Source organism: Herbaspirillum sp. WTB6 (assembly GCF_057457785.1).
In genome coordinates, this window is record NZ_CP176522.1 from 317,757 (window position 1) to 342,621 (window position 24,865).

At 62.1% G+C, this 24,865-nt stretch carries 22 protein-coding genes and 1 tRNA gene; 8 read left to right on the top strand and 15 right to left on the bottom strand.

The features are described 5' to 3' along the window. Window positions 1–13: 13 nt before the first annotated feature. Both ACK2VC_RS01485 and ACK2VC_RS01490 read right to left on the bottom strand, forming a co-directional pair. The gene (locus ACK2VC_RS01485; protein ID WP_486731823.1) at window positions 14–673 is read right to left on the bottom strand and encodes an HAD-IIIA family hydrolase; all 660 of its coding nucleotides are present in this window, start codon (window positions 671–673) and stop codon (window positions 14–16) included. Between the two features lie 85 nt (window positions 674–758). Continuing rightward, window positions 759–1,772, bottom strand: coding sequence for an RluA family pseudouridine synthase (locus ACK2VC_RS01490; RefSeq protein WP_486731824.1), 1,014 nt, complete (start codon window positions 1,770–1,772; stop codon window positions 759–761). Window positions 1,773–2,357: 585 nt separating this feature from the next. Here ACK2VC_RS01490 and ACK2VC_RS01495 point away from each other — a divergent pair. The 4 genes from ACK2VC_RS01495 (at window position 2,358) to moeA (ending at window position 8,698) form a co-directional block, all read left to right on the top strand. Next, on the top strand, window positions 2,358–5,258 hold the full coding sequence (locus tag ACK2VC_RS01495; RefSeq protein WP_486731825.1) for an Rne/Rng family ribonuclease: 2,901 nt from the start codon (window positions 2,358–2,360) through the stop codon (window positions 5,256–5,258). A gap of 248 nt (window positions 5,259–5,506) precedes the next feature. Further along, window positions 5,507–6,616, top strand: coding sequence for a GTP 3',8-cyclase MoaA (gene moaA / locus ACK2VC_RS01500; protein ID WP_486731826.1), 1,110 nt, complete (start codon window positions 5,507–5,509; stop codon window positions 6,614–6,616). Between the two features lie 165 nt (window positions 6,617–6,781). Then, the gene (gene mobA / locus ACK2VC_RS01505) at window positions 6,782–7,375 is read left to right on the top strand and encodes a molybdenum cofactor guanylyltransferase MobA (protein WP_486731827.1); all 594 of its coding nucleotides are present in this window, start codon (window positions 6,782–6,784) and stop codon (window positions 7,373–7,375) included. Between the two features lie 18 nt (window positions 7,376–7,393). After that, on the top strand, window positions 7,394–8,698 hold the full coding sequence (gene moeA, locus ACK2VC_RS01510; protein ID WP_486731828.1) for a molybdopterin molybdotransferase MoeA: 1,305 nt from the start codon (window positions 7,394–7,396) through the stop codon (window positions 8,696–8,698). A gap of 359 nt (window positions 8,699–9,057) precedes the next feature. Here moeA and ACK2VC_RS01515 read toward each other — a convergent pair whose 3' ends face one another. The 7 genes from ACK2VC_RS01515 to ACK2VC_RS01545 form a co-directional block, all read right to left on the bottom strand. Continuing rightward, window positions 9,058–9,267 (bottom strand): cold-shock protein, encoded by a 210-nt coding sequence (locus ACK2VC_RS01515; protein ID WP_486731829.1) that lies wholly within the window; start codon window positions 9,265–9,267, stop codon window positions 9,058–9,060. 277 nt (window positions 9,268–9,544) lie between these two features. Further along, a complete protein-coding gene (locus ACK2VC_RS01520; protein WP_486731830.1) occupies window positions 9,545–9,844 on the bottom strand; it encodes a hypothetical protein in 300 nt (99 codons plus the stop codon). Window positions 9,845–9,875: 31 nt separating this feature from the next. Next, window positions 9,876–10,139, bottom strand: a complete 264-nt coding sequence (infA, locus tag ACK2VC_RS01525) for a translation initiation factor IF-1 (RefSeq protein ID WP_486731831.1) — start codon at window positions 10,137–10,139, stop codon at window positions 9,876–9,878. Window positions 10,140–10,543: 404 nt separating this feature from the next. Continuing rightward, window positions 10,544–12,010, bottom strand: a complete 1,467-nt coding sequence (locus ACK2VC_RS01530; RefSeq protein WP_486731832.1) for a DNA recombination protein RmuC — start codon at window positions 12,008–12,010, stop codon at window positions 10,544–10,546. Window positions 12,011–12,226: 216 nt separating this feature from the next. Next, entirely contained in the window at window positions 12,227–14,728 is a 2,502-nt protein-coding gene (locus tag ACK2VC_RS01535; protein ID WP_486731833.1) for an ABC transporter permease, read from the bottom strand. Continuing rightward, complete coding sequence (locus ACK2VC_RS01540) at window positions 14,728–15,303, bottom strand: DUF4126 domain-containing protein (RefSeq protein ID WP_486733297.1); 576 nt, start codon at window positions 15,301–15,303, stop codon at window positions 14,728–14,730. The genes ACK2VC_RS01535 and ACK2VC_RS01540 overlap by 1 nt, the downstream gene beginning before the upstream one ends. A gap of 1 nt (window position 15,304) precedes the next feature. After that, a complete protein-coding gene (locus tag ACK2VC_RS01545; RefSeq protein WP_486731834.1) occupies window positions 15,305–15,658 on the bottom strand; it encodes a hypothetical protein in 354 nt (117 codons plus the stop codon). 169 nt (window positions 15,659–15,827) lie between these two features. Between ACK2VC_RS01545 and ACK2VC_RS01550 the strand changes: the two genes are divergently transcribed. Continuing rightward, the gene (locus ACK2VC_RS01550; RefSeq protein WP_486731835.1) at window positions 15,828–17,024 is read left to right on the top strand and encodes a GGDEF domain-containing protein; all 1,197 of its coding nucleotides are present in this window, start codon (window positions 15,828–15,830) and stop codon (window positions 17,022–17,024) included. Between the two features lie 45 nt (window positions 17,025–17,069). Here ACK2VC_RS01550 and ACK2VC_RS01555 read toward each other — a convergent pair. The 6 genes from ACK2VC_RS01555 to ACK2VC_RS01580 form a co-directional block, all read right to left on the bottom strand. Next, window positions 17,070–17,157, bottom strand: a tRNA-Ser gene (locus ACK2VC_RS01555). A 161-nt stretch (window positions 17,158–17,318) separates the two neighbouring features. Continuing rightward, window positions 17,319–18,563 carry a radical SAM family heme chaperone HemW gene (gene hemW / locus ACK2VC_RS01560; protein WP_486731836.1) on the bottom strand — a complete coding sequence of 415 codons (1,245 nt, stop codon included), beginning with the start codon at window positions 18,561–18,563 and terminating at the stop codon, window positions 17,319–17,321. Then, a complete protein-coding gene (rdgB, locus tag ACK2VC_RS01565; protein ID WP_486731837.1) occupies window positions 18,560–19,165 on the bottom strand; it encodes an RdgB/HAM1 family non-canonical purine NTP pyrophosphatase in 606 nt (201 codons plus the stop codon). The genes hemW and rdgB overlap by 4 nt, the downstream gene beginning before the upstream one ends. After that, entirely contained in the window at window positions 19,162–19,896 is a 735-nt protein-coding gene (rph, locus tag ACK2VC_RS01570) for a ribonuclease PH (RefSeq protein ID WP_486731838.1), read from the bottom strand. Before rph ends, rdgB begins: the two co-directional genes overlap by 4 nt. A 9-nt stretch (window positions 19,897–19,905) precedes the next feature. Next, window positions 19,906–20,838, bottom strand: coding sequence for a PP2C family protein-serine/threonine phosphatase (locus ACK2VC_RS01575; protein ID WP_486731839.1), 933 nt, complete (start codon window positions 20,836–20,838; stop codon window positions 19,906–19,908). Between the two features lie 39 nt (window positions 20,839–20,877). After that, complete coding sequence (locus tag ACK2VC_RS01580; RefSeq protein ID WP_486731840.1) at window positions 20,878–21,882, bottom strand: serine/threonine protein kinase; 1,005 nt, start codon at window positions 21,880–21,882, stop codon at window positions 20,878–20,880. Window positions 21,883–21,972: 90 nt separating this feature from the next. Between ACK2VC_RS01580 and ACK2VC_RS01585 the strand changes: the two genes are divergently transcribed. The 3 genes from ACK2VC_RS01585 (at window position 21,973) to ACK2VC_RS01595 (ending at window position 24,862) form a co-directional block, all read left to right on the top strand. Beyond that, the gene (locus ACK2VC_RS01585) at window positions 21,973–22,872 is read left to right on the top strand and encodes a YicC/YloC family endoribonuclease (protein ID WP_486733298.1); all 900 of its coding nucleotides are present in this window, start codon (window positions 21,973–21,975) and stop codon (window positions 22,870–22,872) included. 212 nt (window positions 22,873–23,084) lie between these two features. Then, complete coding sequence (locus ACK2VC_RS01590; RefSeq protein WP_486731841.1) at window positions 23,085–23,858, top strand: ABC transporter ATP-binding protein; 774 nt, start codon at window positions 23,085–23,087, stop codon at window positions 23,856–23,858. Continuing rightward, window positions 23,855–24,862, top strand: a complete 1,008-nt coding sequence (locus ACK2VC_RS01595) for an ABC transporter substrate-binding protein (RefSeq protein ID WP_486731842.1) — start codon at window positions 23,855–23,857, stop codon at window positions 24,860–24,862. Before ACK2VC_RS01590 ends, ACK2VC_RS01595 begins: the two co-directional genes overlap by 4 nt. The last annotated feature ends 3 nt before the right edge of the window (window positions 24,863–24,865 follow it).

A 24,865-nucleotide genomic window follows, 5' to 3' on the forward strand; every position in this document is an offset into this window, starting at 1 on the left:
GTCGCTCGTCGATTCAGGCGTTGTCGAGCAGCCAGGCATGCAGGTTCGCCACCGAATTGGCGGCATACAGCGGCTTCAGTGCGGCCAGTTCGTGCGCCGGATGGGCGCCGTAATGTACCGCCACTCCCGCCGCCCCGGCATTGGCCGCCATCTGCAGATCATGCGTGGTATCGCCGATCATCAGGGTGCGCTTCATGTCCTGACCGAGCTCGCGCGTCAGCTCCTGCAGCATCGCGGGATGCGGCTTGGAAAACGTTTCGTCGGCACAGCGCGTGGCGTCGAACCGTGACAACAGATGCACCGCATCCAGCGCGCGGTTCAGTCCGACCCGGCTCTTGCCGGTGGCTACCGCAAGAAAATACCCCGCTTGCGCAAGCTCCTCCAGCATTTCGCGGGCGCCGGCAAACAAGGTCAGTTCGTGATCCTGCGTCAGATAGTGGTGGCGATAGCGCTCCACCAATCGCGGATAATGTTTCGGTTCGATTTCCGGCACCGCGATTTGCAGCGCCTCCTGCAGTCCGAGGCCGATCACGTGGGCAGCGGCACCGTCATCGGGCGTGGGAAAGCCCAGATCCCGGGCAGCAGCCTGGATGCATCTGACAATCGTTGCCGTACTGTCCATCAGGGTGCCATCCCAATCGAACACGATCAGGTCAAATTGCTTTTTTGCCATGTTTCTGGCAGTGCCGGACTGCCATCTCCTTCTAATTGGTAACAAGCTGCCATAAAGCAGCCGCCACATTAATTACGTGCTGGAATCAACACTCAGACGCGGACGCTGCCAGACTGCTGATAAAGCGGGTACATTCCGCCGGCAGTGGCGCATTGAGTGTGACAGATTTTCCAGATTCCGGATGCACGAAGCTGATCTGGTGTGCGTGCAAGAACATACGCTTGAAGGCAGGCCGTGCACCTTCCGCCTTGTGCAGCGCACGATTCAGCGCAAAATCGCCGTATTTTTCATCGCCAACGATGGCAAAGCCGCTGGACGCCAGATGGACGCGGATCTGATGCGTGCGCCCGGTCTTCAACTCTGCTTCCAGCAGCGTGAATCCGCCATAGCTTGCCAAGCGGTTGAACACCGTATGCGAAACCTGCCCGCCCTCCTGCACCCGCACGCGCCGCTCGCCTTCCGGAGTGGTGTATTTGAACAGCGGCAAGCGCACGTGCTGCTTCTGGTTTTTCCAATCGCCGTGAACCAGCACCAGATAGCGCTTGTCGGTTTCGCCGTCGCGCATCTGGGCGTGCAGGTTGGTGAGTGCCGAGCGTTTCTTGGCCAGCAACAGGATGCCGGACGTATCGCGGTCCAGGCGATGCACCAGCTCGAGGAATTTTTCCTCCGGCCGCGCAGCCCGCAATTGCTCGATCACCCCAAAACTGACGCCGGAACCGCCATGCACGGCAACGCCGGCCGGTTTGTCGATCACCAGCAGATGCGCATCTTCCAGCAAGATCGTGAATTCTGCGCCCGGCACGTGGTGCGTCGCCGGTTCGGCCAGACGTAATGGCGGGATGCGGACAATATCGTCTTTTTGCAGGCGATAGGTTTGATTGATGCGGCCTTTGTTGACGCGCACCTGGCCGGAGCGCAGTACGCGATAGACGTGACTTTTCGGCACGCCCTTACAGACCCGCAACAGGAAATTATCGATGCGCTGGCCGGCCTCATCATCGGAAATCAGGAGATGCTGGACTTCAGGCGGCGCGTCCACCCGCGCGGGTGCCGACTGCATTTCAGCCGCTTTCCCATAAAATCTCGCTAAGTCCTTCATTTTGAATATATAATTGTTTCGCTGCGGTTATAGGACTGTAGCTGGTGTAAGAATAAAAAGCACATTCTACACAGCGGCCTTCCCATCGGCCTCGCCAATTTGCAAATTTGATGGGAAAAAGATGTGTACGTAGCACCCCTGCGCGAATCAAGGTCGCACCGCTGTTGTCATCGGATCGCGCGTACGGGTGTCGGACCCGAATGTTTGGATTACCAGGATAAATCCGGCAAGCTTGTTGGCATGCAAGTAGCTCAGAAGCTCGCCGGTTGACGATGTCGAAACTCTTTTGCCGAATCTGCTAAACCCCATGTTCCGTTTGGCTCGACCAGGTTGCTCGCGGCTTGAGACCATGTTCCCTGCGCCCGATTTTTCGGCTGTGCAAGAACCCGGTCAAGCGTGCTCCCGGCATATCGATCGACATCATCCGCGCCCGATCATGGCGCCTGCGCTTGCGCGCCAGGCCGCCATGTGCCAAGGCAATTCCCTCCCCCCAAACACTCCGTCCGCGCGTACATCCCCTGTACTTTTGCCGCCAGTCTGGATCAAGCGGCATTAAAGCCGGCCTGCGGGCCACGGAGTGAAAAAATGAAACGCATGTTGTTCAATGCCACGCAGCAGGAAGAATTGCGCGTGGCCATCGTCGACGGCCAAAAGCTGATCGACATCGATATCGAAACCACCGGACGCGAGCAACGCAAGTCCAACATTTACAAAGGTGTCATCACCCGCATCGAGCCGTCGCTGGAAGCCTGCTTCGTCAATTACGGCGAAGAGCGGCACGGCTTCCTGCCCTTCAAGGAAGTCGCGCGCAGCTACTTCAAGGAAGGCGTCGATGTGCGCAGCACGTCGATCAAGGAAGCGTTGCGCGAGGGCCAGGAAATCATGGTCCAGATCGAAAAGGAAGAGCGCGGCAACAAAGGCGCGGCGCTGACTTCCTTCGTCTCGCTGGCCGGACGCTATTTGGTGCTGATGCCGAACAATCCGCGCGGCGGCGGCGTTTCGCGCCGGGTCGAAGGCGAGGACCGGCAGGAATTGCGCGAAACCATGGACAAGCTGGACTTGCCTGCCGGCATGTCGGTAATTGCGCGTACCGCCGGCATCGGCCGCAACGTCGATGAACTGCAGTGGGACCTGAATTACCTGATGCAACTATGGCGCGCGATCGAAGGCGCCGGCCAGTCGGCGCCGGGCGCATTCCTGATCTACCAGGAATCCTCGCTGGTGATCCGCGCGATCCGCGATTATTTCCAGCCGGATATCGGCGAAATCCTGATCGACACCGACGACATCTTCGAGCAGGCGCAACAGTTCATGACCCACGTGATGCCCGACATGGTACACCGCGTCAAGCGCTACCGCGACGACGTTCCACTGTTCTCACGCTTCCAGATCGAGCACCAGATCGAGACCGCCTATTCGCGCACCGTGCCGCTGCCATCCGGTGGCGCGATCGTGATCGACCATACCGAGGCGCTGGTCTCGGTCGACGTCAACTCGGCGCGCGCCACGCGCGGTTCCGACATCGAAACCACGGCCTTCAACACCAATCTGGAAGCGGCCGATGAAGTCGCGCGCCAGTTGCGCCTGCGCGACCTGGGTGGGTTGATCGTGATCGACTTCATCGACATGGAGAATTCGAAGAACCAGCGCGAAGTCGAAACCCGCCTCAAGGATGCGCTGCATTACGACCGCGCCCGCGTGCAAATGGGCAAGATCTCGCGTTTCGGCCTGATGGAATTGTCGCGCCAGCGCCTGCGTCCGTCCCTGTCGGAAGGCAGCCACGTGACCTGCCCGCGCTGCAATGGCACCGGTCACATCCGCGACACCGAATCGTCGGCCCTGCAAGTCCTGCGCATCATCCAGGAAGAAGCGATGAAGGAAAATTCGGCGGCGATTCACGTGCAGGCGCCGGTCGACGTCGCCGCCTTCCTGCTGAATGAAAAGCGCGGCGAGATCCTGAAGATCGAAACCCGGCATCGGGTGACCGTGGTACTGATTCCGAACAAGCACCTGGAGACACCGCACTACAAGCTGGAACGCATCAAGAGCGACGACAGCCGGCTGGAAGAGCCGCAAGCCAGCTATGCGATGGCCGAAGAAGCCGATACCGACATCAGCTATGACAAGCGGCAAAAGGCCGAAGCCAAGCCGCGCCAGGAAGCCGTCGTCAAGGGCATTACCCCCGATCAGCCGGCGCCGATCGTCGAGCGCAAAGCGGTCGAGGCCGCCCCGCTTGCGGCTCCGGTTCCGGTCGCCGAGGAAGGCTTCTTCAGCCGGCTATTCAATCTGTTCCGCAGCAAACCAGTTGCGCCCGTGACTGCTCCAGCAGCACCCGCGGCCGAAGCCAAGCCGGCAGCCAGCCGCGAACGCAATGGCCGCAATCCGCGCAACCGCACCCGTGGCGGGCGCAACGGCAACCGCGAGCGCACCGAAGAACGCGGCGCCGCCCCGGCCTCCGAAGCTCGTCCTGAAAGCGCGAAACCGGCCGCATCGGAAACGGCCGAACAGCGTCCGGCACGCGCAGCGCGGCCCCCGCGGCCACCGCGCGAGCCACGGGAAGCCGGCGAAGGCGCCCGGCAACGCGGCGGCGAACGGCCGCAACGCGAACGCGAGGAACGCCATGAAGCGGCAGAACCCAAGGCCGAGCAGGCGTTGATCGCCGCCGCCAATACCATGGCGGGCGCAAGCGAGGCAATTACCGCGCCGGTGCCCGTCACCACCGCGCCGGAAGATAATTTGATACCGGCGACGGCTGCCGGCGAAGCGCAAGGCGAACACGAGACGCATGGCGACGAACCGCGTCGCCGGCGCCGTCGCGGCGGCCGCAACCGGAATCGGCGCGATCGTGAAGCGGGTGATACCGGCGAAACCGTTGACAGCAACGCCGAAGCGGCATTCGTACCGGTAGCCGACGCCGCCATGGCGCAAGCCGAAACGCAAGCCACTGAGGCCGCACCCGAGGTCATGGTCGGCAAGCCGGCGCCGGAAGCCGCCGTCGAACCGGCAGCCGTTACCGCACCGGTCGTAGAGGTCGAACCGGTCGTGCATGCCGAACCGGTTGCAGAACCTGAACCGGTCGCAGAGGCTGAACCGGATGTAGCAGCCGCAGCGGAAATGGCGCCGGTAGCAACGGCCCTGAGCGCCGCCATCGCCGCGCCGCAAGTTCCGCAACAGGTTCCGCTGCAAACCGCAGCGCAAATCGAGTTTCCGGAACAGGCTCCCACTGGCGACGCCACGGCGGCCGCGCCGCAAAGCACTGCTGTCAGTGCTGCCGCGCCAGCCGCAAAGGCAGCAGCCGCTCTGGATGATTTGCGCAGTGTCCTGGATGCGGCGGGCCTGACGCTGGCCGCCACTGACCCGGAAAAACTGCGGGCGGCGCAGGAAGCGGCGGCCAGGATCGAAGTTGCGCCACGTGTGCCGCGCGAACGCAAGCCACTGCCGCCGGTGGCCACCGAACCGCTGGTGCAGATCGAAACGCACCGCTGATGACCAACCCGGCGCGCATCGCCAGGTGCGCGCCCCCTGCCTGATCATTGAAAAGGGAGCTACGCTCCCTTTTTTATCGCCTTGCCGGCTGGCCGTGGTCCGGCGCATCGAACGATTGGGCTCTTGTTGTCTTTCGCGGCCAGCGCCGCAGCCAATCGGCCGACGGCCGCCGTGGTATCTTGTATCTGTTTTCCGGGCAGCTTTTGCAAACCGCGGAAAACACCTATTCACGGAGCCATAGAACAGCCATGGTAGAAAAAGCACCCTCGCCGGCCAGCCAGAACCGCGGCGACCAGGGAATTCGGATAGCGACGCAATTGGAAACCCCAACCGGATTCGTCACCGACGCCTTGCAGCGGCCGCTGCACGATTTACGCATCTCGGTTACCGATCGCTGCAATTTCCGCTGCGTGTACTGCATGCCGAAGGAATTGTTCGGCAAGGATCATGCGTTCCTGCCGCATGCGTCGTTGCTGTCGTTTGAGGAAATCACCCGCCTGGCACGCCTGTTCGTCGCGCATGGCGTCGAGAAAATCCGGCTGACCGGCGGCGAGCCGCTGCTGCGCAAGAATATCGAAGCGCTGATCGCCCAGTTGAGCGAGTTGAAAACCCCGGCCGGCCGGCCGCTCGACATGACGCTGACCACCAATGGCTCGATCCTGGCGAAGAAGGCGCAGGCACTGAAGGACGCGGGCCTGAGGCGCGTCACGGTATCGGTCGATTCCCTCGACGATGCCACTTTCAAGCGCATGAACGACGTCGATTTTCCGGTCGCCAAGGTATTGCACGGCATCGAGGTGGCGCACGGCGTCGGACTGGGGCCGATCAAGGTCAACATGGTGGTCAAGCGCGGCATGAACGAACACGAAATCGTGCCGATGGCGCGCCACTTCAAGGATTCCCCGTTCATCCTGCGCTTCATCGAGTACATGGACGTCGGCGCCACCAACGGCTGGAAAATGGATGAAGTGGTGCCGTCCTCTGAAGTGGTGCGCCAGATCGACGCCGTGCTGCCGCTGGAGCGCATTCCGTCCAATTACCCGGGCGAAACCGCCGAACGCTGGCGCTACCGCGACGGCGGCGGCGAAATCGGCATGATTTCCAGCGTCACCAAGGCCTTTTGCCACTCCTGCTCGCGGGTGCGGCTGTCGACCGAAGGCAAGCTGTACACCTGCCTATTCGCGACCGGTGGCCACGATCTGCGCGCCCTGCTGCGCGGCGGCCGCAGCGACGAGGAAATTTCCGCCGCGATCGCCCGCTTGTGGCGCACGCGCAGCGACCGCTATTCGGAATTGCGCGCCGCCGGAGCGCTGACACCGGACATGAAAAAAATCGAGATGTCGTACATCGGGGGTTAGCCAGCATGCCCTGGCTCGCGTCGACGCGTTACAAACAGGAGTATGTTATTTATTTCCATATTTTCTCGGCGGGATTGGTTGGTTAAACAAGGAGTATATGAGAATTGACGATCCCGAACGCCTTACCCCAACCGTGATTTCCGACCAAAACCACACCCGCAAAGCATGGATACCAATCAAATTACCGGCCTGATTCTGGCCGGCGGCCGCGGCTCCCGCATGGGCCACGTCGACAAGGGTCTGCAGATCTTTCGCGGCGCGCCGATGGCGCTGCACGTGATGCTGCGGCTGCAACCCCAGGTCGGCCAGTTGCTGATTAATGCCAACCAGAATCTGGGCCCCTATGAAGGCTTCGGCGTGCCGGTCTGGCCGGACCAGATTCCCGATTTCGCCGGGCCGCTGGCCGGGCTGCAGACCGGACTGACGCATTGCGAAACCCCGTATCTGGTGACGGCTCCCTGCGACTCGCCGTTCCTCCCGGTCGACCTGGTGGCGCGCCTGTATGCCGCGCTAAGCGAAGCTCAGGCCGATCTGGCGGTGGCCGTGACCGGCGCCGGCAGCGAGCGCCGCAGCCACCCGGTGTTCTGCCTGATGAAGAACACGCTGCTAGCGCATCTGACCGCCTTCCTGCAGGACGGCGGCCGCAAGATCGACCGCTGGTATGCCTCGCTCAAGGTGGTCGAAGTGCCGTTCGCGGACGAATCGGCGTTCAGGAACATCAACACCATCGAAGAATTGCGTCGGTTCGAAGCCGATTGAATTGAGACCAAGATTGCCATGACCGCTCCGACCCCGATGCCGAATCCCTCGCTGGCCGCCGTCGTCAGTTGCCTGTCGAACTACGATCCGAACGCGCTGCCGGTGGCCGCTGCCCAGGACATCATTCGCCGCTTCATCACGCCGATCCGCACGGTGGAAAAAGTCGCGATCCGCAGCGCGCTGGGCCGGGTCCTGGCGACCGACATCATTTCGCCGATCAACGTGCCGGCACACGACAATTCGGCAATGGACGGCTACGCCTTGCACGGCGGCGACCTGGCGCCCGATGCGGCGACCACGCTGAAGGTGGTCGGCACCGCCTTTGCCGGGCGCGCGTTCGACGGCACGGTGGCCGCCGGCGAGGCGCTGCGCATCATGACCGGCGCCGTGATGCCAGCTGGCTGCGATACCGTGGTGCCGCAGGAATTCACCAGGGACGCCGGCGACAGCGCAGTCACGATCCCGCCGAATACGGTCAGGACCGGCGACAACCGCCGCTTCAAGGGCGAAGACCTGGCGGCCGGCAAGGCGGCGCTGGCGGCCGGGAAGATCCTGCGCCCGGCTGACCTCGGCCTGCTGGCCTCGCTCGGCCTGGCCGAAGTGCCGGTGCAGCGGCGGCTGCGCGTCGCCTTCTTTTCGACCGGCGACGAATTGCGCTCGGTCGGCGAACCGCTCGACGCCGGTTGCGTCTATGACTCCAACCGCTACACGCTGTACGGGATGCTGACCCGGCTCGGCTGCGACATCGTCGACATGGGCGTGGTCAGGGACGACCCGGTCTCGCTGGAAGCGGCCTTTCGCAACGCCTGCGAAAATGCCGACGCCATCATCACCTCGGGCGGCGTCTCGGTCGGCGCCGCCGACTACACCAAGCAGATGATGGCGCAACTGGGCGACGTCGCCTTCTGGACCATCGGCATGCGCCCGGGACGCCCGATGGCGTTCGGCAGAATCAGCTCGAACGGCCACAGCGCTTACCTGTTCGGCTTGCCCGGCAACCCGGTGGCGGTGATGGTCACCTTCTATTTCTTCGCCCGCCAGGCGTTGTTGCACCTGATGGGCGCGCAGGCCGAGCCCTTGCCGCTGCTGCGCGTAAAATCGGCGCATGCGATCAAGAAGCGCGCCGGCCGCACCGAATACCAGCGCGGCATCCTGGCGCGCGACGCCGACGGTGTGCAGCAAGTGCGGGTCACCGGCAGCCAAGGCTCGGGAGTGCTGCGCTCAATGTCGGAAGCCAATTGCATGATCGTGCTGGGCCACGATCAGGGCAATGTGACGGCCGGCGAGATGGTGGAGGTGGTGGTGTTTGAGGGATTGATATGACGAAATCATTCGTCCGACTGCCGCATTGGACGTTTCGAATTTTTTCGACATGATCGAAGCCAAGCGGCTGCGCTGCCGAAGGCCCCTGGCCAACACCGGCATCAATCCGCAAGATGGGCGAGCCGCACTCCAGACGTAAAAAAGCTCGCCGAAGCGAGCTTTCGTCCACACACTATGACCTCCAGCGACCCATGCTATCTGCGTGGTGCCCCTGGCCAGAATCATTCGACAACCCATGCTATCTGCATGGTGCTCTCTTTGTCTGGACTGGTCACACTGCCGGCCGGCGCGGGCACATGACTGCTGCGCGCCGGCGGTGGAACTGGTGCGGTGGCTGCTGGCAGCAACCACCTTATTGATTAGACCGGGCGAATGTTGCTGGCCTTCTCGCCTTTCGGGCCGGTACCGCGCTCGAACGAGACGCGCTGGTTTTCTGCCAGGCTCTTGAAGCCGTCCGCCTGTATGTCCTGAAAGTGGGCGAACAGGTCAGCGCCGCCGCCGTCAGGTGTGATGAAGCCGAAGCCCTTGGAGTCGTTGAACCACTTCACGGTGCCAGTTTGAATACTCATGTTATTTCCTTGGTAAAAAATGAGGGAGGATGTCCCGGAACGCACGAGAAACCAAGAAAGATGTAACCGAGGGAATTCAAACAGGAATGACTCTGAGGCGAGCAAAACGGGAGAAAGACCGACAATGACGACAACTTGATGCAGGTGCAGAACGCAATATACAGGGTGTGGCGGGAATCACCTACACATATTTTCACAATCCGAAAAATAATCCTGTTTACGCAGCCAGCTACCTGCCTCGCGATTGGACAGCTCCAGCCGATGAGCTGGCTGATGATTATTGATAGGTATACGTCGCCGCCGGAGAGCGCGGCAGCAATTGCGCAATCGCATCGCGTAGCCGGTCTTCGCTGCGCCTGGCACGGCTGGCGTTGCCGGACGTGGTCAGCTCCAGATCCGGGAAATACAGCCGCACCGTCTTGTCGGCGACAAGCAGATCGAGCCGGTGCGCATGCTGGTGGTCGAGGTCATCGCCGATCTGCCACGTGCATTCGCCAATCAGCACGCCCTGTTCCAGGCCGATGGCACGGGCCTTGGCCGAAAGAATTTCGGCGCCAGCCATCCTGTCGATTTTCATGCTGCGCTCCTTTCGCGCTGCCGCCCGCCCGTCAATTGCGGCGGCGTTGCGGTCCCCTGCTGACCGCGCCGCGGTTTTCGATATGCCGGAACGTGATGCGCCCCTTGCTCAGATCATAGGGCGATAATTCCAGCGTCACCTTGTCGCCCGCCAAAATACGGATGTGGTGCTGGCGCATCTTGCCGGAAGTATAGGCAACCAATTGGTGGCCGTTATCGAGATCAACGCGAAAGCGCGAATCCGGCAGCACTTCGGCCACCATGCCATTCATTTCAAGAAGTTCTTCTTTAGCCATATTCAATTCCCAGGTAGCGGGCAGCGCTGATTGCGCTCAGCGGCGACAGGCCGAAATCTCATCGGCATGCTGTCGGCCCAGTGGAAGACAAGCCCGCCGAACAGGGCGGGTACGGTGTCGCTGTCATTTGGCGTTTCGTTCGAGCGCCACAAAAAACGAGCCGCCACAGACGGCGTGGTGCGCCCCTCGGTGGACGAGAACATCAATCGGAGATCGTCGGCAAGTGCGCGGCAGTATCAGGCGCACACCGGACACGGCGAAAAATCGGAGGGTGGGCGAGTCGACAGACTTGGGACAATTTGTCCCGCGACGGCACATGATACTGCATATACCGGATCGGCGAGCGAATTGCCTGCGACGGCATCGGCGTCCGACGGCGGCATCCTGCGCCGCCGTTCGCATCCTCACGCGCCAGACTCATCGGCGATATCGTCCTCCGCACCCAGCGCCGTCCCCAGCAACTGCTGCGCGGTTTCCGCCGGCAGCGCCTCAACCGACTTCAGCGTGCGGGTCATCACCCGCGAACGGGTTTCGGCCTTTTCGATATTGCGCGCTGCGCTTTCCAGAGTCGCGCGGGTCTTGGCCAGCACCTCGCCGAACTTGCCGAACTCGGTCTTGACCGCGCCCAGCACCTGCCACACTTCGGACGAGCGCTTTTCCAGCGCCAGCGTGCGAAAACCCATCTGCAGGCTGTTCAAGAGCGCCGACAGGGTCGAGGGGCCGGCAATGGAAACGCGATGCAGCCGCTGCAATTCGTCGGCCAGGCCGGGGCGGCGCATGACTTCGGCGTACAAGCCTTCGGTCGGCAAAAACAGGATGGCGAAATCGGTGGTCAGCGGGGGCGACAGGTATTTTTCGGCGATGGTTTTCGCTTCCAGCCGCACCGCCCGCTCCAGCTCGCGCCCGGCGGCGGCGACGCCCTCGGCATCGGCACGCTCGGCGGCTTCCGACAGGCGCTCGTACTGCTCTTTCGGGAACTTGGCGTCGATCGGCATCCACACCGCGCGCTGGCCGTCGCCATTGCCGGGCAGTTTGATCGCGAATTCGACCCGGGCGCCGCTGCCAGGAATGGTTTCGACGTTCTTGGCGTATTGGTCGGCGGTCAGCATCTGTTCCAGCAGCATTTCGAGTTGCACCTCACCCCAGGTGCCGCGCGTCTTGACATTGGTCAGCACCCGTTTCAGGTCGCCGACGCCGATCGCCAGTTGCTGCATCTCGCCTAGGCCCTGGTGCACCTTGTCGAGGCGGTCGGAGACCAGCTTGAACGATTCACCCAGGCGCTGCTCCAGCGTCGCGTGCAGTTTTTCATCCACCGTCTTGCGCATTTCCTCCAGCCGCAAGCCATTATCCTGCTGCAGGTCGCGGATCTTCGCCTCCAGCGTGGCGCGCACCTCGGCCATTCGCTGCGCGTTCGATTCGGTCAGCGCACTCAAGCTCTGGTTCAGAGTGTCGCCAAAGCGCTTCAAGGATACTGCCTGCTCTTCACGTCCCGCCTGGGCTTGCAGGCTAAGGGTTTGCCGCATACTTTCCAATTGCCGGGTATTGGTTTCGTTCAGCTTGACCAGTTGCTGGGCGAAGCTGTCGATCTGGCTGTTTTGCACGGTGGCGACGCTGGTCAACTGCGCCGCCAGCGTCTGCTGGAATTGCACGAAATTGCCGCCCAGTTCCTGCCGCACCGCCTGCTGCTGCGCCCGCATCTCGCGCTCCAGCCGCTCGCCGCCGTCCTGCTGCTGGCGCTGCAGTTCGCTTTGCAGCCGCTGCAGCAGCGCCGGCAAATCGTCGCCACGCCCGGTGCGCAGCAGCAGAATGACTTGCAGCGCCAGGATCAGGACGGCGCACGACAGCAGGATCATTGTTTGAATCGAAGGCATGGTGTTTTACGAATGGGTGACGGCGGTCGGGGTGGATGCCGCCGGCGCTTGATGGTCTGCGCCGGCGGCGCGGCCATGATAGCGCATCGGCCTGCCATCCGGCATGCACCGGGGCTGCGACAAGCCACATACTCCTCTATGTGGCACAAAATCCCGGGTATTAATTATGATGATTTTATAAATACCCCAGGAAAAATAAAATTCCCCGAGGGCCAACTATGCCTCGCGCAGGGTTTGCAGCGGCGGCTGGTTCAAGACATTACGCAAGCCGATCCAGCCGCCGATGAAGGTGCAGATCATGCCGACGGCGGCGCCGGCCAGCCACACTAGCAGGCTGAAGTGCCATTCGAAATGGAAGACGTAATGCGCCAGCGCCCAGCCGATCGCGGCGGCGCCGCTGGCCGCCAGCAATCCGGCCAGGGCGCCGACCAGGGCGAATTCGATCCACTGCGCACGCGACAACTGGCGGCGGCTGGCGCCCAGCGCACGCAGCAGGCCGGCTTCGCGCGTGCGCTCGTCTTGCGAGCCGATCAACGCCGCATACAGCACCAGCGCGCCGGCCACCAGCGTAAACAGGAACAGGAATTCAACCGCCCGGATCACCTGGTCCAGCACGCTCTGGATCTGTTTCAGGATGCTGCCGATGTCGACCACGGTCAGGTTGGGGAAATCGCGCGTCAGCGTATTGCTGAGATTGCTTTTGGCATCCGGCAAATGGAAGGCGGTGATCAGGGTTTGCGGCATGTCGCGCATCGCCTGTGGATTGATGATGACGAAGAAATTGACGCGCATCGAGCCCCAATCCAGCCGCCGCAAACTGGTAACCGGCGCTTCCACCAGCTGGCCGCCGATGTCGAAGGTCAGGCGATCGCCGAGTTTCAGATTCAGGGTCTTGGCCAGCCCGGCCTCGACCGAGGCTTCCGGCGACTGGTCGCGGTACCAATGGCCGGCGACGATGCTGTTTTGCGGCGGCGGATCGGCCATCGTCGACAAGTTGAATTCGCGGTTCACCAGCCGCTGGGCGCGCTCGTCCTGATAGGTGTCGGCGGTCACCGGCGTGTCGTTGATGCGCACCAGACGGCCGCGGATCATCGGGTACAACTGCGGCTGGGCGATGCCGTTCTGGCTCAATTGTTGGATCACCGCGGCGCGCTGATCGGGCTGGATGTTGATCACGAAACGGTTCGGCGCATCGGCCGGGGTCGAGGCGCGCCAGGCGCCGATCAGGTCGCCGCGCACCACGGTCAACAGCAAGAGCGCCATCAGGCCCAGCGCCAGGGCCACGACCTGCACGATGGTCGCCGCCGGCCGCCGCTGCAGGCCGGACAGCGCAAAACGCCAGGCCATCGAATCAAACAGGCCGCGCAACGGCCGCAGGCCTTTCAATGCCAGCCAGCCAATCAGCGCGAACAGCGCAAAGCCGGCCAGGAAACCGGCCACGGTCAACAGGCCTAGCTTCAGGTCGCCGGCCTGCCACAGCAGCAGCGCGGAAAATGCGGCGGTGCCCAGGCCATAGGTGGCCAGCGCCATCGGCTTCGGCGGCTCCTGCTCACGCCGGATCACGCGGTTGTGCGGAACATTGCGCAACTGCAAAACCGGCGGCAGCGCGAAACCGATCAGCAGCAGCAAGCTGACCACCACGCCTTGCGCCGCCGGCACCCAACTGGCGGGCGGCAGGCGTTGCGCTACCAGGTCGCCCAGCCACTCCAGCAGCACGAAATGCGCGGCGAAGCCGGCGGCGACCCCGAGCACGCCGGCGACCAGACCCAGCACCAGGAATTCGTACAGCACCAGGCGCGTCACCTGATCCTGGGACAGGCCGAGACAGCGCAGCATGGCGCAGGCATCCAAATGGCGCTGGGCGAAGCGGCGCGCGGCCATCGCCACCGCCACCGCCGCCAGCATCGCTGACAGGAGGCCGACCAGCGACAGGAATTGATGCGCACGATCCAGCGTGGTGCGCATTTCCGGCCGCCCGGATTCCAGCGACTCGATCCGCACGCCGCGCATATTGGCGGACTCGATCTGCGCCTCTACCCACTGCTGGAACTGCTTCACCTGCGGCGGCGCGCCGGCCAGCAGCAGCCGATAGGTCACGCGCGAACCGTCCTGCACCAAATGGGTTGCCGCCAGATCGGGCAGTGCCAGCATCACGCGCGGGGCGAAATTGACGAAGGCGCCGCCGCGATCCGGCTCGACGGCGATCACCTTGGCGATGCGAAAGCGCATCTCGCCCAATTGCAACTGCTCCCCCGGCGCCAGTTTCAGCGCCGCCAGCACGTCGGGATCGACCCACACCGTGCCCTGCGCCGGAATCTGGCTGGTGGCAAGCTCGGCGCCGCCGGCCTGGTCCGATACGCTGAGCTGGCCGCGCAGCGGATAGCCGGCCGAGACGGCCTTGATCGAAGCCAGGCGCGAACGGGCGGCATCGCCCTCCCCGGCCAGCGCCATGCTGGGGAAGGACACGGTTTCCGCCAGCGCCAGCCCGCGCCGCCCGGCTTCGGCGCGCCAGCCATCGGCAATCGGCTGGTCGGCGTTGATCACCAGGTCGGCCCCCAGCAACTGGTTGGCGTCGCGATCCAGGCCGGCGGCTAGGCGGTCGATGAAAAATCCGACCGAGGACAAGGCCGCCACCGCCACCACCAGGGCCAGCAGCAGGAACACCAGTTCGCCGGCGCGCCAGTCGCGGCGCAGCATGCGCATTGCTTGTATGAACATCAGGTCGTCAGCTTTCTCAAGAACCAGCGCAATCCGCGCCACAGTTTCGGCAACAGCCACAGCGCCAGCAGGAAAAACAGCAGCAACAGCGCGAACCACAGCCAGGGATGGAAGAACGCCGCCCACAAGCCACCCAGCACCGCCGCTTCTTCGGAAAAAGACGCCGCCCAGTTGGAAAACGGCTCCGGCGAGGTATTGATCAGCGCCCGGCTGCCGGTCTTGGTGGCATGCGCTCCCGCCGCCACCGTACCGCCCAGCAACGCCGCGATCGCAGTCCATTCCGGCGCCATCTGCCCCATCGCCGCAGCGGCGAGGATGGCGCCGGCCGGAATCCGGATGAAGGTATGGATCACGTCCCACAGCGAATCGAAGCCGGGGACTTTGTCGGCCAGGAATTCGATGGTGGCCAGCGCGCCGGTGACGCCCAGCACCCACGGCGATTGCAGCACGTCCAAGGCCGGCGGCAAATCCAGCCAGCCCATGCGGCCGAACCAGCCGGCGATGAACAAGGCCAGGTAGAGCCGGATGCCGCTGGCCCAGGACAGGCCGGCCGCCAGCGCCGAGGCGGAAAGCAGGTCAGGCATCCCGGCCCTCGCCGCGCCGATCGCGGCGCAGATGGCGCGAAGCGGGAATCGACGGCGAGCGCGCGATCAATAGCGTCACGCCCCAGCAAATCAGCATGATCGGAACGATGAAGCGCCAGCCCAGATCGTGATACTGGCGCAGGAACGACAACAACCCAGCCAGGATCAGGAGCGGCCCGGCCACCACCGACGACTTGGTGATCCCGTCCAGCAGCAGAATCGCCACCCCGGCGCCGGCCAGCCCGCCGATCCACAGCCATTGCACATCCGGCAGCCAGCGCAGGCTGTTCAGCAGCCAGGCGCCGCCCAGGACGATCAGCACAACCGGTAATCCAGCGCCTTTCATTGCGCTCCTTTCGGGCTTCGCCGGTGGATGAAAGAGGGAACGTCGTGCATGGATCGAGTTTGGTATGCCCAATACATACGCAATACTTTCCACAAAAAAATCTTACATTTCGGCAACACGTGCCGGATAATCATGCCTTTCCATCGTTCCAGCATCAATCGATCCGAACATGTTCAGCAGCACGCTCACCATTCTACTCATAGGGGCTTTCCTGTGCGTCATCATGCTGCTGGTGCTGTCTTCCTTGCTGCGCACCGGCATTCCGGGTATGCGGGAATGGATCTATGCCAATGCGCTGATGGTCATCGCTTTCGCCCTGTACGCGTTTGGCAAGAGCCTGCCGCCTATCATCGCCTACGAATTGACGAATGCCGTCAACGCCGCCGCCGGCGCCATGCTGCTGCTGGGATTTCGACGATTTTTCTCGCGCCAGAGTTCGCTCGCGATCCTGATTGCCGGCGTCGCCTTCATGCCGCTGGCAATCGGCCTCTTTCATTACGTAATCGACTCGTTTGCGCTGCGCACGCTGACGGTTGCGCTGTTCCAGGGCAGCATTTTCATCGCCATCGCGTTAACGCTGCTCACCTCGCCGCAAGCGGAACGATGGCGCTATCCGTATGTCTTCACTGTCGCCATGGCAGCGGTGGTTGCGAGCGTGCACCTTGCGCGCGGCGTCATCTTCATGCTGGCCGCGAATGTACCAAGCTCCTTGCTGCAGCCCTCGCCGTGGAATCTCTTTTTCCTCTCGGCCAGCACACTGGTCATGCCGGTCATGACGCTGGGCGCCATCATGATGGTGCATGCCACGCTGATGGCGAAATCGGAGCAGGCGGCGAATCGTGATTACCTGACTGGCGCCTGGTCGCGCCGCGCATTCTTCCAGCACGCGCAGCGCGAACTGAAGCGCGCCGCCAACCACGGTTCCGGCCTGGCCTTGCTGTTGATCGATGCCGATCATTTCAAGGAAATCAATGACTGCTTCGGCCATGCTGCAGGCGACCGGGTGCTGGTCGACATCGTGCGCAAGGGACAGGCATTACTGCGCAATACCGATCGGCTGGGCCGAATCGGCGGCGAGGAGTTTGCGGTTCTGTTGACCCAGGTTGACCGCCGGGCAGCACTCGCCTTCGCCGAGCGTCTGCGCGCAACACTGCAAACGCAGCCGGCAGCGGAACTATGCGAAAACCAAGTCGCGCCTTACACGGTCAGTATTGGAGTGGCCACGCTGCAGGCCGCCGAATCCTTCCAGGCATTGATGCGGCGCGCCGACGCAGCCCTGTACCAAGCCAAGGCCGCCGGACGCAATCGGGTCATGAGTGAACCTGAGACCGCACCGCCAGCCACCGCGGCGTCGACCGCAATCTAAAGCGATGCCCGGCATGAAGCCGATCTGGATGAGGTGCCGGGATATTGGCGGAAGAGGTGAGATTCGAACTCACGGACGGTTGCCCGTCGCCGGTTTTCAAGACCGGTGCAATCGACCACTCTGCCACTCTTCCTGCGAGGTCTTCCAGCTTGGCCGTAACCTGCCGCGGCGACTCCCCGGATATTTTTTCGACGCAACAGTCACCAATCACGCTGCGGCCGAATTTTCTGCAAGCCGGATTATACCCAAACGCCCGAATTCCACGATGGCTGATAGCACGATTATTTACTTGCGTTACCCGCGCAAGAACAGTTGCTGCAAGTCATTCAAGAAACGCTTGCCCAGATCGGTCGGCCAGATTTTGTAATTACTGCGGCGCAACAGCCCTTTACTTTCCGCCAAAGCCAGTTGCTCCTCGATGACGGCGATCGGCATGCCGGTGCGCTCGGTAAACAAATTGATCGGGAAGCCCTTGTTCAGGCGCAAGGCATTCAGCATGAATTCGAAACCAAGGTCATCGCTGCCGACTTCCACTTGCTGCTGGACCTGAGTGCCGGCGCGCACGTGTTTCAGGTAGCTGTCCGGCAGCTTGTAGCGCGTTTGCCGGATCACCCGATGCGGAAACGAGATCTTGGAATGGGCGCCGGCGCCGATGCCGAGGTAGTCGCCGAATTCCCAGTAATTCAGGTTGTGCCGCGCCTGCCGCCTTGGCTGCGCGTAAGCCGACACTTCATAGTGCTTGTAGCCGGCGGCGGCGGTCGATTGCTCGATCATGGCCTGCATGTCGGCGCTGCTGTCATCATCCGGCAAGCGCGGCGGATACTTGGCAAACACCGTATTCGGCTCCAGCGTCAGGTGATACAGCGACAGATGCGGCGGCGCGAAGCCGATCGCGGTCGCCACATCCTGCTGCGCTTCGGCCAGGGTCTGCTTCGGCAGCGCGTACATCAGGTCCAGATTGAAGTTATCGAAATGCGCCTGGGCGATCTCGATCGCGCGGCGCGCTTCGTTGTCGTCGTGAATCCGGCCCAGGGCCTGTAGATGCACGCGATTGAAACTCTGGACGCCGATCGAGAGCCGATTGATGCCGCTGGCTCGATATGACTTGAATTTCTCCGATTCGAAGGTACCCGGATTCGCTTCCAGCGTGATTTCAGCAGCGCCGTCCAGCGGCAGCAAGGTGCGCAGGTCGGACAGCAGACGATCCAGCCCCGCCGCCGACAACAGGCTGGGCGTGCCGCCGCCGATGAAGACGGTATACACCGGCCGGCCCCAGATCAGCGGCAGCGCACTTTCGAGATCGCTACGCAGCGCCGCCAGATATTCATCCTCCGGAAAGCCGCTCTTGGCCTCATGCGAGTTGAAGTCGCAATACGGACATTTTTTTACGCACCAGGGGAAATGGATGTACAGCGACAGCGGCGGCAGCGCAGCCAGATGGAGCGCGCCCGGCTTCAGGAAAGCGGTTGCCGCCTGTGCGGCATTGGCTACGGCATCGACGCTGGCGGCGTCTGGATCAATCGGCTGGATCGGGATCATTGCAATTTCTCAATCAGGATGCGTAATGCCTGGGCGCGATGCGACACCAGATTCTTTTCTTCGGCGCTCAGCTCAGCCGCAGTCTTGCCCAGATCCGGCAACCAGAAATGGGGATCATAGCCAAAGCCATTCTGGCCGCGCGGTGCGGCGACGATTTCCCCGTCCCAACGCCCTTCGGCAATGATCGGCTGCGGATCGTCGGCGTGTCGCACCAGCACCAGCACGCAGTAATAGTAAGCCGACTTGTCGGCGTGGCTGGCGAGGTCGGCCACCAGCTTGCGGTTGTTGGCGGCGTCCGATTTCGGTTCACCGGCATAGCGGGCGGACAAGACGCCGGGCGTGCCATGCAGCGCCTGCACGCACACGCCGGAATCGTCGGCCAGCGCCGGCAGACCGGTCAGGCGCGAGGCATGGCGCGCCTTGGCCAGCGCGTTTTCAACGAAGGTGGGGTGCGGCTCCTCGGCTTCCGGCACGTCGAAATCGCCCTGCGTCCGCAACAAAAATCCGATTGGCGCCAATAAGCGGGAAAACTCCTTCAGCTTGCCGGCATTGTTGGAAGCCAGAACCAACACACCGTTGCCCGCCAGGGATCGATTGATCATGCCGTCAACCCCAGCGCCTGCTTCTGCCGCAATACCAGTTCCGCAATTCCCTGCTGCGCCAGAGTCAGCATGCTATCCATGCCGGGCCGGCCAAATGGCGCGCCTTCGGCTGTGCCCTGGATTTCAATGAAGCGGCCATCCTCCGTCATGACCACGTTCATGTCGGTATCGCACGCGGAGTCCTCAAGGTAGTCGAGATCGAGCACCGGCTGCCCCTGATAGACACCGACCGACACCGCCGCCACGAAGTGCTTGAGCGGAATCGCCGCCAGCGCGCCGCGCTCGACCAGTTGCGCAAACGCATCATGCGCCGCCACCATGGCGCCGGTAATCGCTGCGGTGCGGGTGCCGCCATCGGCTTGCAGCACGTCGCAATCCAGTTGCAGCGTGCGCTCGCCGAACGCATCAAGATCAAACGCGGCGCGCAGCGAACGGCCAATCAGGCGCTGGATTTCCTGGGTACGGCCGGACTGCTTGCCCTTGGCGGCTTCGCGCTCCATGCGGGTGTGGGTCGAACGCGGCAGCATGCCGTATTCGGCAGTTAGCCAGCCGCGGCCCTTGCCTTTCAGGAAACCGGGCACTTTTTCTTCAATGCTGGCGGTACACAGCACGCGGGTGTCGCCGAATTCGACCAGCACCGAGCCTTCCGCATGTTTGGTGAAATGACGTAGCAGGCGAACCGGGCGCAATGCGTCGGCCGCACGTCCGCCGGGACGGGTTGTATCAGGCATGGGAAGTTCCTAGTTTTTGGAAGTCAGGCGCGAGGATTTTTCGATGGCGCCGCGAATTTCCTCGATTGCCTTTTCGATTTCGGCCTCGTCGAATGCGTCCGCACCCGCGAGGTCGGCATGGCGCGGCGCCTGGATCGTGGTGGTGACGGTACCGATCGGCAGTGTATGGGTGGTAATCGTGGTGGCATCGTTCAGGCTATTGCTGCCGCCCTCCCACATCATCGCCAGCGCGGTCACATTGTCGCTGGTCTTGCCGGCGATGCCAACCGCCGTCTGCAGCAAATCGGGCACCGCGCGCACGATCGTATTGTCTTGCAGGCGCTGCGCCAGGACATGATCCGGCAGCACCGACCACAAGCCATCAGAGCACAACAGCATCACATCGCCGCCCTGCAGGCTGGCGCGGCGCGATATTTCGACGATCGGCATGTTGGGCGCGCCGAGGCAATTGAATAATTTGTTGCGGTCCGGATGGGTGGCGCGCTCGGATGGATCGACCCTGCCCTGCGCGATCAGGGTTTCGATGCGCGAGTGGTCGCGCGTGCGCGCCAGGATCTGGCCATTGCGCATCCAGTACAGGCGCGAATCTCCGCAATGCGCCCAGAAGGCGCTGTTGTGCTGGATCAGACAGGCAACGATCGTGGTACGCGGAGTTTCGGGAAGCTGGTTGACGGCCCGGTAGCGATGGATTTCGTGATGCGCGGCAAAAAAACTGTCTTCCAGAAAACGCTCGGGTTTCTTGATCCGCGGCGCCGCATGCTGCTGGAACAGCGAGCCAATAGTTTGCATCGCAATCGTTGCCGCGATCTCGCCCTGGATATGGCCACCCATGCCGTCCGCCAGCAACAGCAGCAAGGCATCGCGCGTGAAGCTGTAGCCCATGCGGTCCTGATTGACCTTGCGGCCGCCGATCAGGCTTTCCTGGTATACAGAGAATCGCATAGTGTGAAAACTTGCCTGGATGGAAGACCTTGCATTCTATTACAAGGTATTTTCCTGGATCGTGTTGGCGGCGATGTTCTTTTTGCCGATCGAGCCAAACAGCTCGCGCAGCTTGCGCGATATTTTTTGCATCGCATCGCCCGAATTGTCGGCCGGCATCGGTTGCGTCAGCGCCTTTTGCAGTGCGAATACGCTTTGCGGCCGCTGCAGCGGATCGATCTTCAGGCAGGAGCGCACGACTTCGATCAATTCCGGCGAATAGAGTCCGTCCAGCTTGCGCAAGTGCCCTTCCATGCGGTCGTTTTTCTTGCGCTGGTCGGCAGCCTGCGGCGGCGCGCCGACCATGCAGGCGAAGATCGATGCGCCGATGCTGTAGATGTCGGTCCACGGGCCGAGGTTGCTGTTTTTTCCATACAGCTCGGGCGGCGCAAAACCCGGCGTGTACATTGGATACAACTTCGGCAGGTCGGTCTGCAGCGTCTGGCGGGCGGCGCCAAAGTCGAGCAGGATCGGCGTGCCGTCCAACCGCAGGTAAATGTTGGCCGGCTTCAGATCCAGGTGCAGCAGCTTATTGGTATGCACCTCGCGCAAGCCGTGCAGCACCTGATGGAACATCTTGCGGATGAATTTTTCCGATATCAGCGGCTTCTCGCCCTTGTCGCGGCGGCGCAGAATGTGATCCTGCAGCGAGCGCCCGGATTCGTACACCATCACCATGTAAACGGTGTCATTGGCCCGGAAAAAATTGACCACGCTAACCACGTTCGGATGAGCAATGCGGGCCAGCGCCCGACCCTCTTCGAAAAAACATTTGAGGCCGACACGGAAGGTCGCCAGGTTTTCGGCGGAGATCGCCGGGATCAATTCGCCCGGCTGGCGCAGCGCCAGCGAACTGGGCAGGTATTCCTTGATCGCCACCGCATTGCCATCCTCATCATAGGCGAGATAGACGATACTGAAACCGCCGGACGCGATCTTCTTTACAATGCGGTATCCGGCAATTTCCAGCCCGTCAGGCAAGGGAGCGTTGTTTTGCGTGGCCATGTCGTTCCAAGTGAATATAGCTCCAATTGTGTGGATAAATCCCTGTTTTGTAAAGACAAGCTCGAGGACTGAACTTTGACCATCTGCAGCATGACCGGCTACGCGGTGCATACGCGCGATACCGCGACCGGCACCATCACGATTGAAATCAAGAGTGTCAATTCGCGCTTCCTCGATCTGCAGTTTCGTATCAATGACGATTTGCGGGCGCTGGAACCGATGCTGCGCGAGGCAATTATCGCCCGCGTTGCGCGCGGCAAGGTCGAATGCCGCGTCAGTTTCGGCCGCAAGGATGCCGCAGGAGGCAAGCATGCGTTAAATACGCACCTGCTGGCCGCGCTGGCCGACATGCAGGAAACGGTGCTGCAGCAATTCGGCCAGGCGGCGCCGCTTTCGGTGCATGAATTGCTGCGTTGGCCAGGCGTCATCGAGGAAGCCGAAATCGGCCAGGACACGCTGCAGGCCGACGCCGCTCAAGTCTTGAAAGCCGCGCTGGACGCCTTCATCGACTCGCGGGCGCGGGAAGGCGCGGCGCTGCGGGCGGTGCTCGAAGCTCGCATCGACGCCATGGAGGCGATCGTGCAGCGCATTACTCCGCTGGTGCCGAAAGTCATCGCCCAGTTCCAGCAAAAGGCTGTCGAGCGGATGCAGGAAGCGCTGGGACTGAGCTTGCAAACCGACTCGCCCGGCGCTGCCAGCGTGACGCGGGACGATGTGCTGGAGCGGATCCGCCAGGAAGTCACTCTGTATGGGATTCGGATCGACATCGCGGAAGAAATATCGCGCCTGTCGGCGCATTTGACCGAAACCCGCCACATCCTGAAAAAAGGCGGCCAGGTTGGCAAGCGGCTCGACTTCATGATGCAGGAATTGAATCGGGAAGCCAACACGGTCGGTTCCAAGGCCGCCATCAAGGAGTTATCCGACGCCTCGATGGAACTAAAGCTGCTGATCGACCAGATGCGCGAGCAGGTGCAAAACCTGGAATAAGCGCCGCCTTACGCGTTCAACGCATATCGAAATCGCTTCATATTCGATTTTGGCATATGCATAGTCCATAAAAATCGTTGTTCGCGACCCAATAAAATTTTACAGTTCCCCTCGGAAAGCCGGCTAATCAGCAGCCCGTGATGACTGCCGGCAGCCTGATTCGCCGCTTGTGTTGTTCCATACCCACCATCTTGATACCGGATTTGCTGTCGATGAAGCTGTCTTTCCAAAATGTGACCAAGCGTTTTTCCAGCCTGCAAGTGGTGGACGATTTCAGCCGTGAAGTGGCGACCGGCGAGCTGGTGGCACTGGTCGGCCCTTCCGGTTGCGGCAAATCGACTTTGCTGCATATCGCCGCCGGCCTGGAAATGCCGAGCGGCGGCCGCATGCTGGTCGACGGCCAACCGGTGCAAGGTCCCGATCCGGAACGTACCTTGATGTTCCAGGAAAACGCTCTGTATCCATGGCAAACCCTGGTGCAAAACGTCGCCATGGCACTGGAATTCCAGAAGGTTCCGCGGCCGCAGGCGCAGCAGCGGGCACGCGAATGGCTGTCCAAGGTCAACCTGAAGGGCTTCGAGGATTACTACCCGCACCAGGTCTCGGGCGGCATGCGGCAGCGCGCCGCGCTGGCGCGCGCATTCATCTCCAACCCCAAGGTATTGCTGCTGGACGAGCCGTTCGGCGCGCTCGACGCACTGACCCGGATGACCTTGCAGGATGCCTTACGCACGTTGATTCGCGAAGCACGGCCGACCGTATTGCTGGTCACGCATGACGTCGACGAGGCGCTGTTCCTGGCCGACCGCATCCTGGTATTCAGCCCGCGGCCGGCCACGGTATTGAAGGAATTCAACTTGCAGCATCACGAGAAAACCCACGACTTGTCGGAGTTCGCGGCGATGCGGCGCGAAATTTTAGGGCTGCTGGGAATCCATGCAGAACAAGACCAAATTGCAAAAACGCTGGAAGGAGCAGAGGTATGAAACTGTCATCGAAATTGTCACGCTTATTGGTCCCGGCACTGGCGGCATTCGCCCTCGCCAGCCAGGCGGCGGCCGCCGAAAAATTCAAGGTCGGTTACCTGCGCGTGATGGATGACGCGCAGGCCATTGCGGCCTACGAAGGCGGCTTCTATAAAAAGCAGGGGCTGGATGTCGAGCTGGTCGAATTCAAATCCGGCACCGACCTGATCAAGGCCATCGTCGGCGGCCAGCTTGACACCGGCGTACTTGGATTCACCAACGCCGTGGCGTGGGCCTCCAAAGGCGCCGACCTGAAAGTGGTGGGCGGTGCCCAGCACGGCTATCATGCGATCGTCGTGCGCGACGACACCGGCATCAAGGATGTCGCCGGCCTGAAAGGCCGCACCCTGGCCTCGCAGGCGGAAGGCAGCACCGCCGATACCGTGTTGAAAGGCGTGGTGCTGAAGAATGCCGGCCTGAAATCCGACGATCTGACTATCATGGGTGTCAGCCCGCAAGTGGCGGTGCAGTCGCTGGTTGGCAAGCGCGTCGACGCCGCGTTCCTGTTCGAACCGCAGGCACGGATCGCGCAACTGATCGCGCCGGTCAAGCAGATTTATGAAATCGGCGAAGTCTGGCCTTTCCCCTGCATGGTCGTCATCACCTCCGGCGATACGCTGAAAAAAAAGAAGGACGCAGTCTGGAAGTCGCTCGACGCCCAGCGCGAGGCGATCGACCTGCTGCAGAAAAAACCTGAAGAAGCATCGAAACTGATTGCCGGCTATTTCATTTCGGAGCCGACCCTGAAAACCCTGAAGCACGGCGACCTGCCGCGCGAAGACGTGATCCGCGATGCGATCAAGAGCCAAACTTTCAGCGCGCTGCTAACCACCAAGGAGCAGGCACGGATGCAGGAAATCGCCGATATTCTGCAAGCGCAGGGCTCGCTCAAAACCCGCGACGGCAAGCCGTTCGACGTCAAGGGCATCGTCGATCTGAGTTGGCAGACGGAACGTAAACTGTAAGCT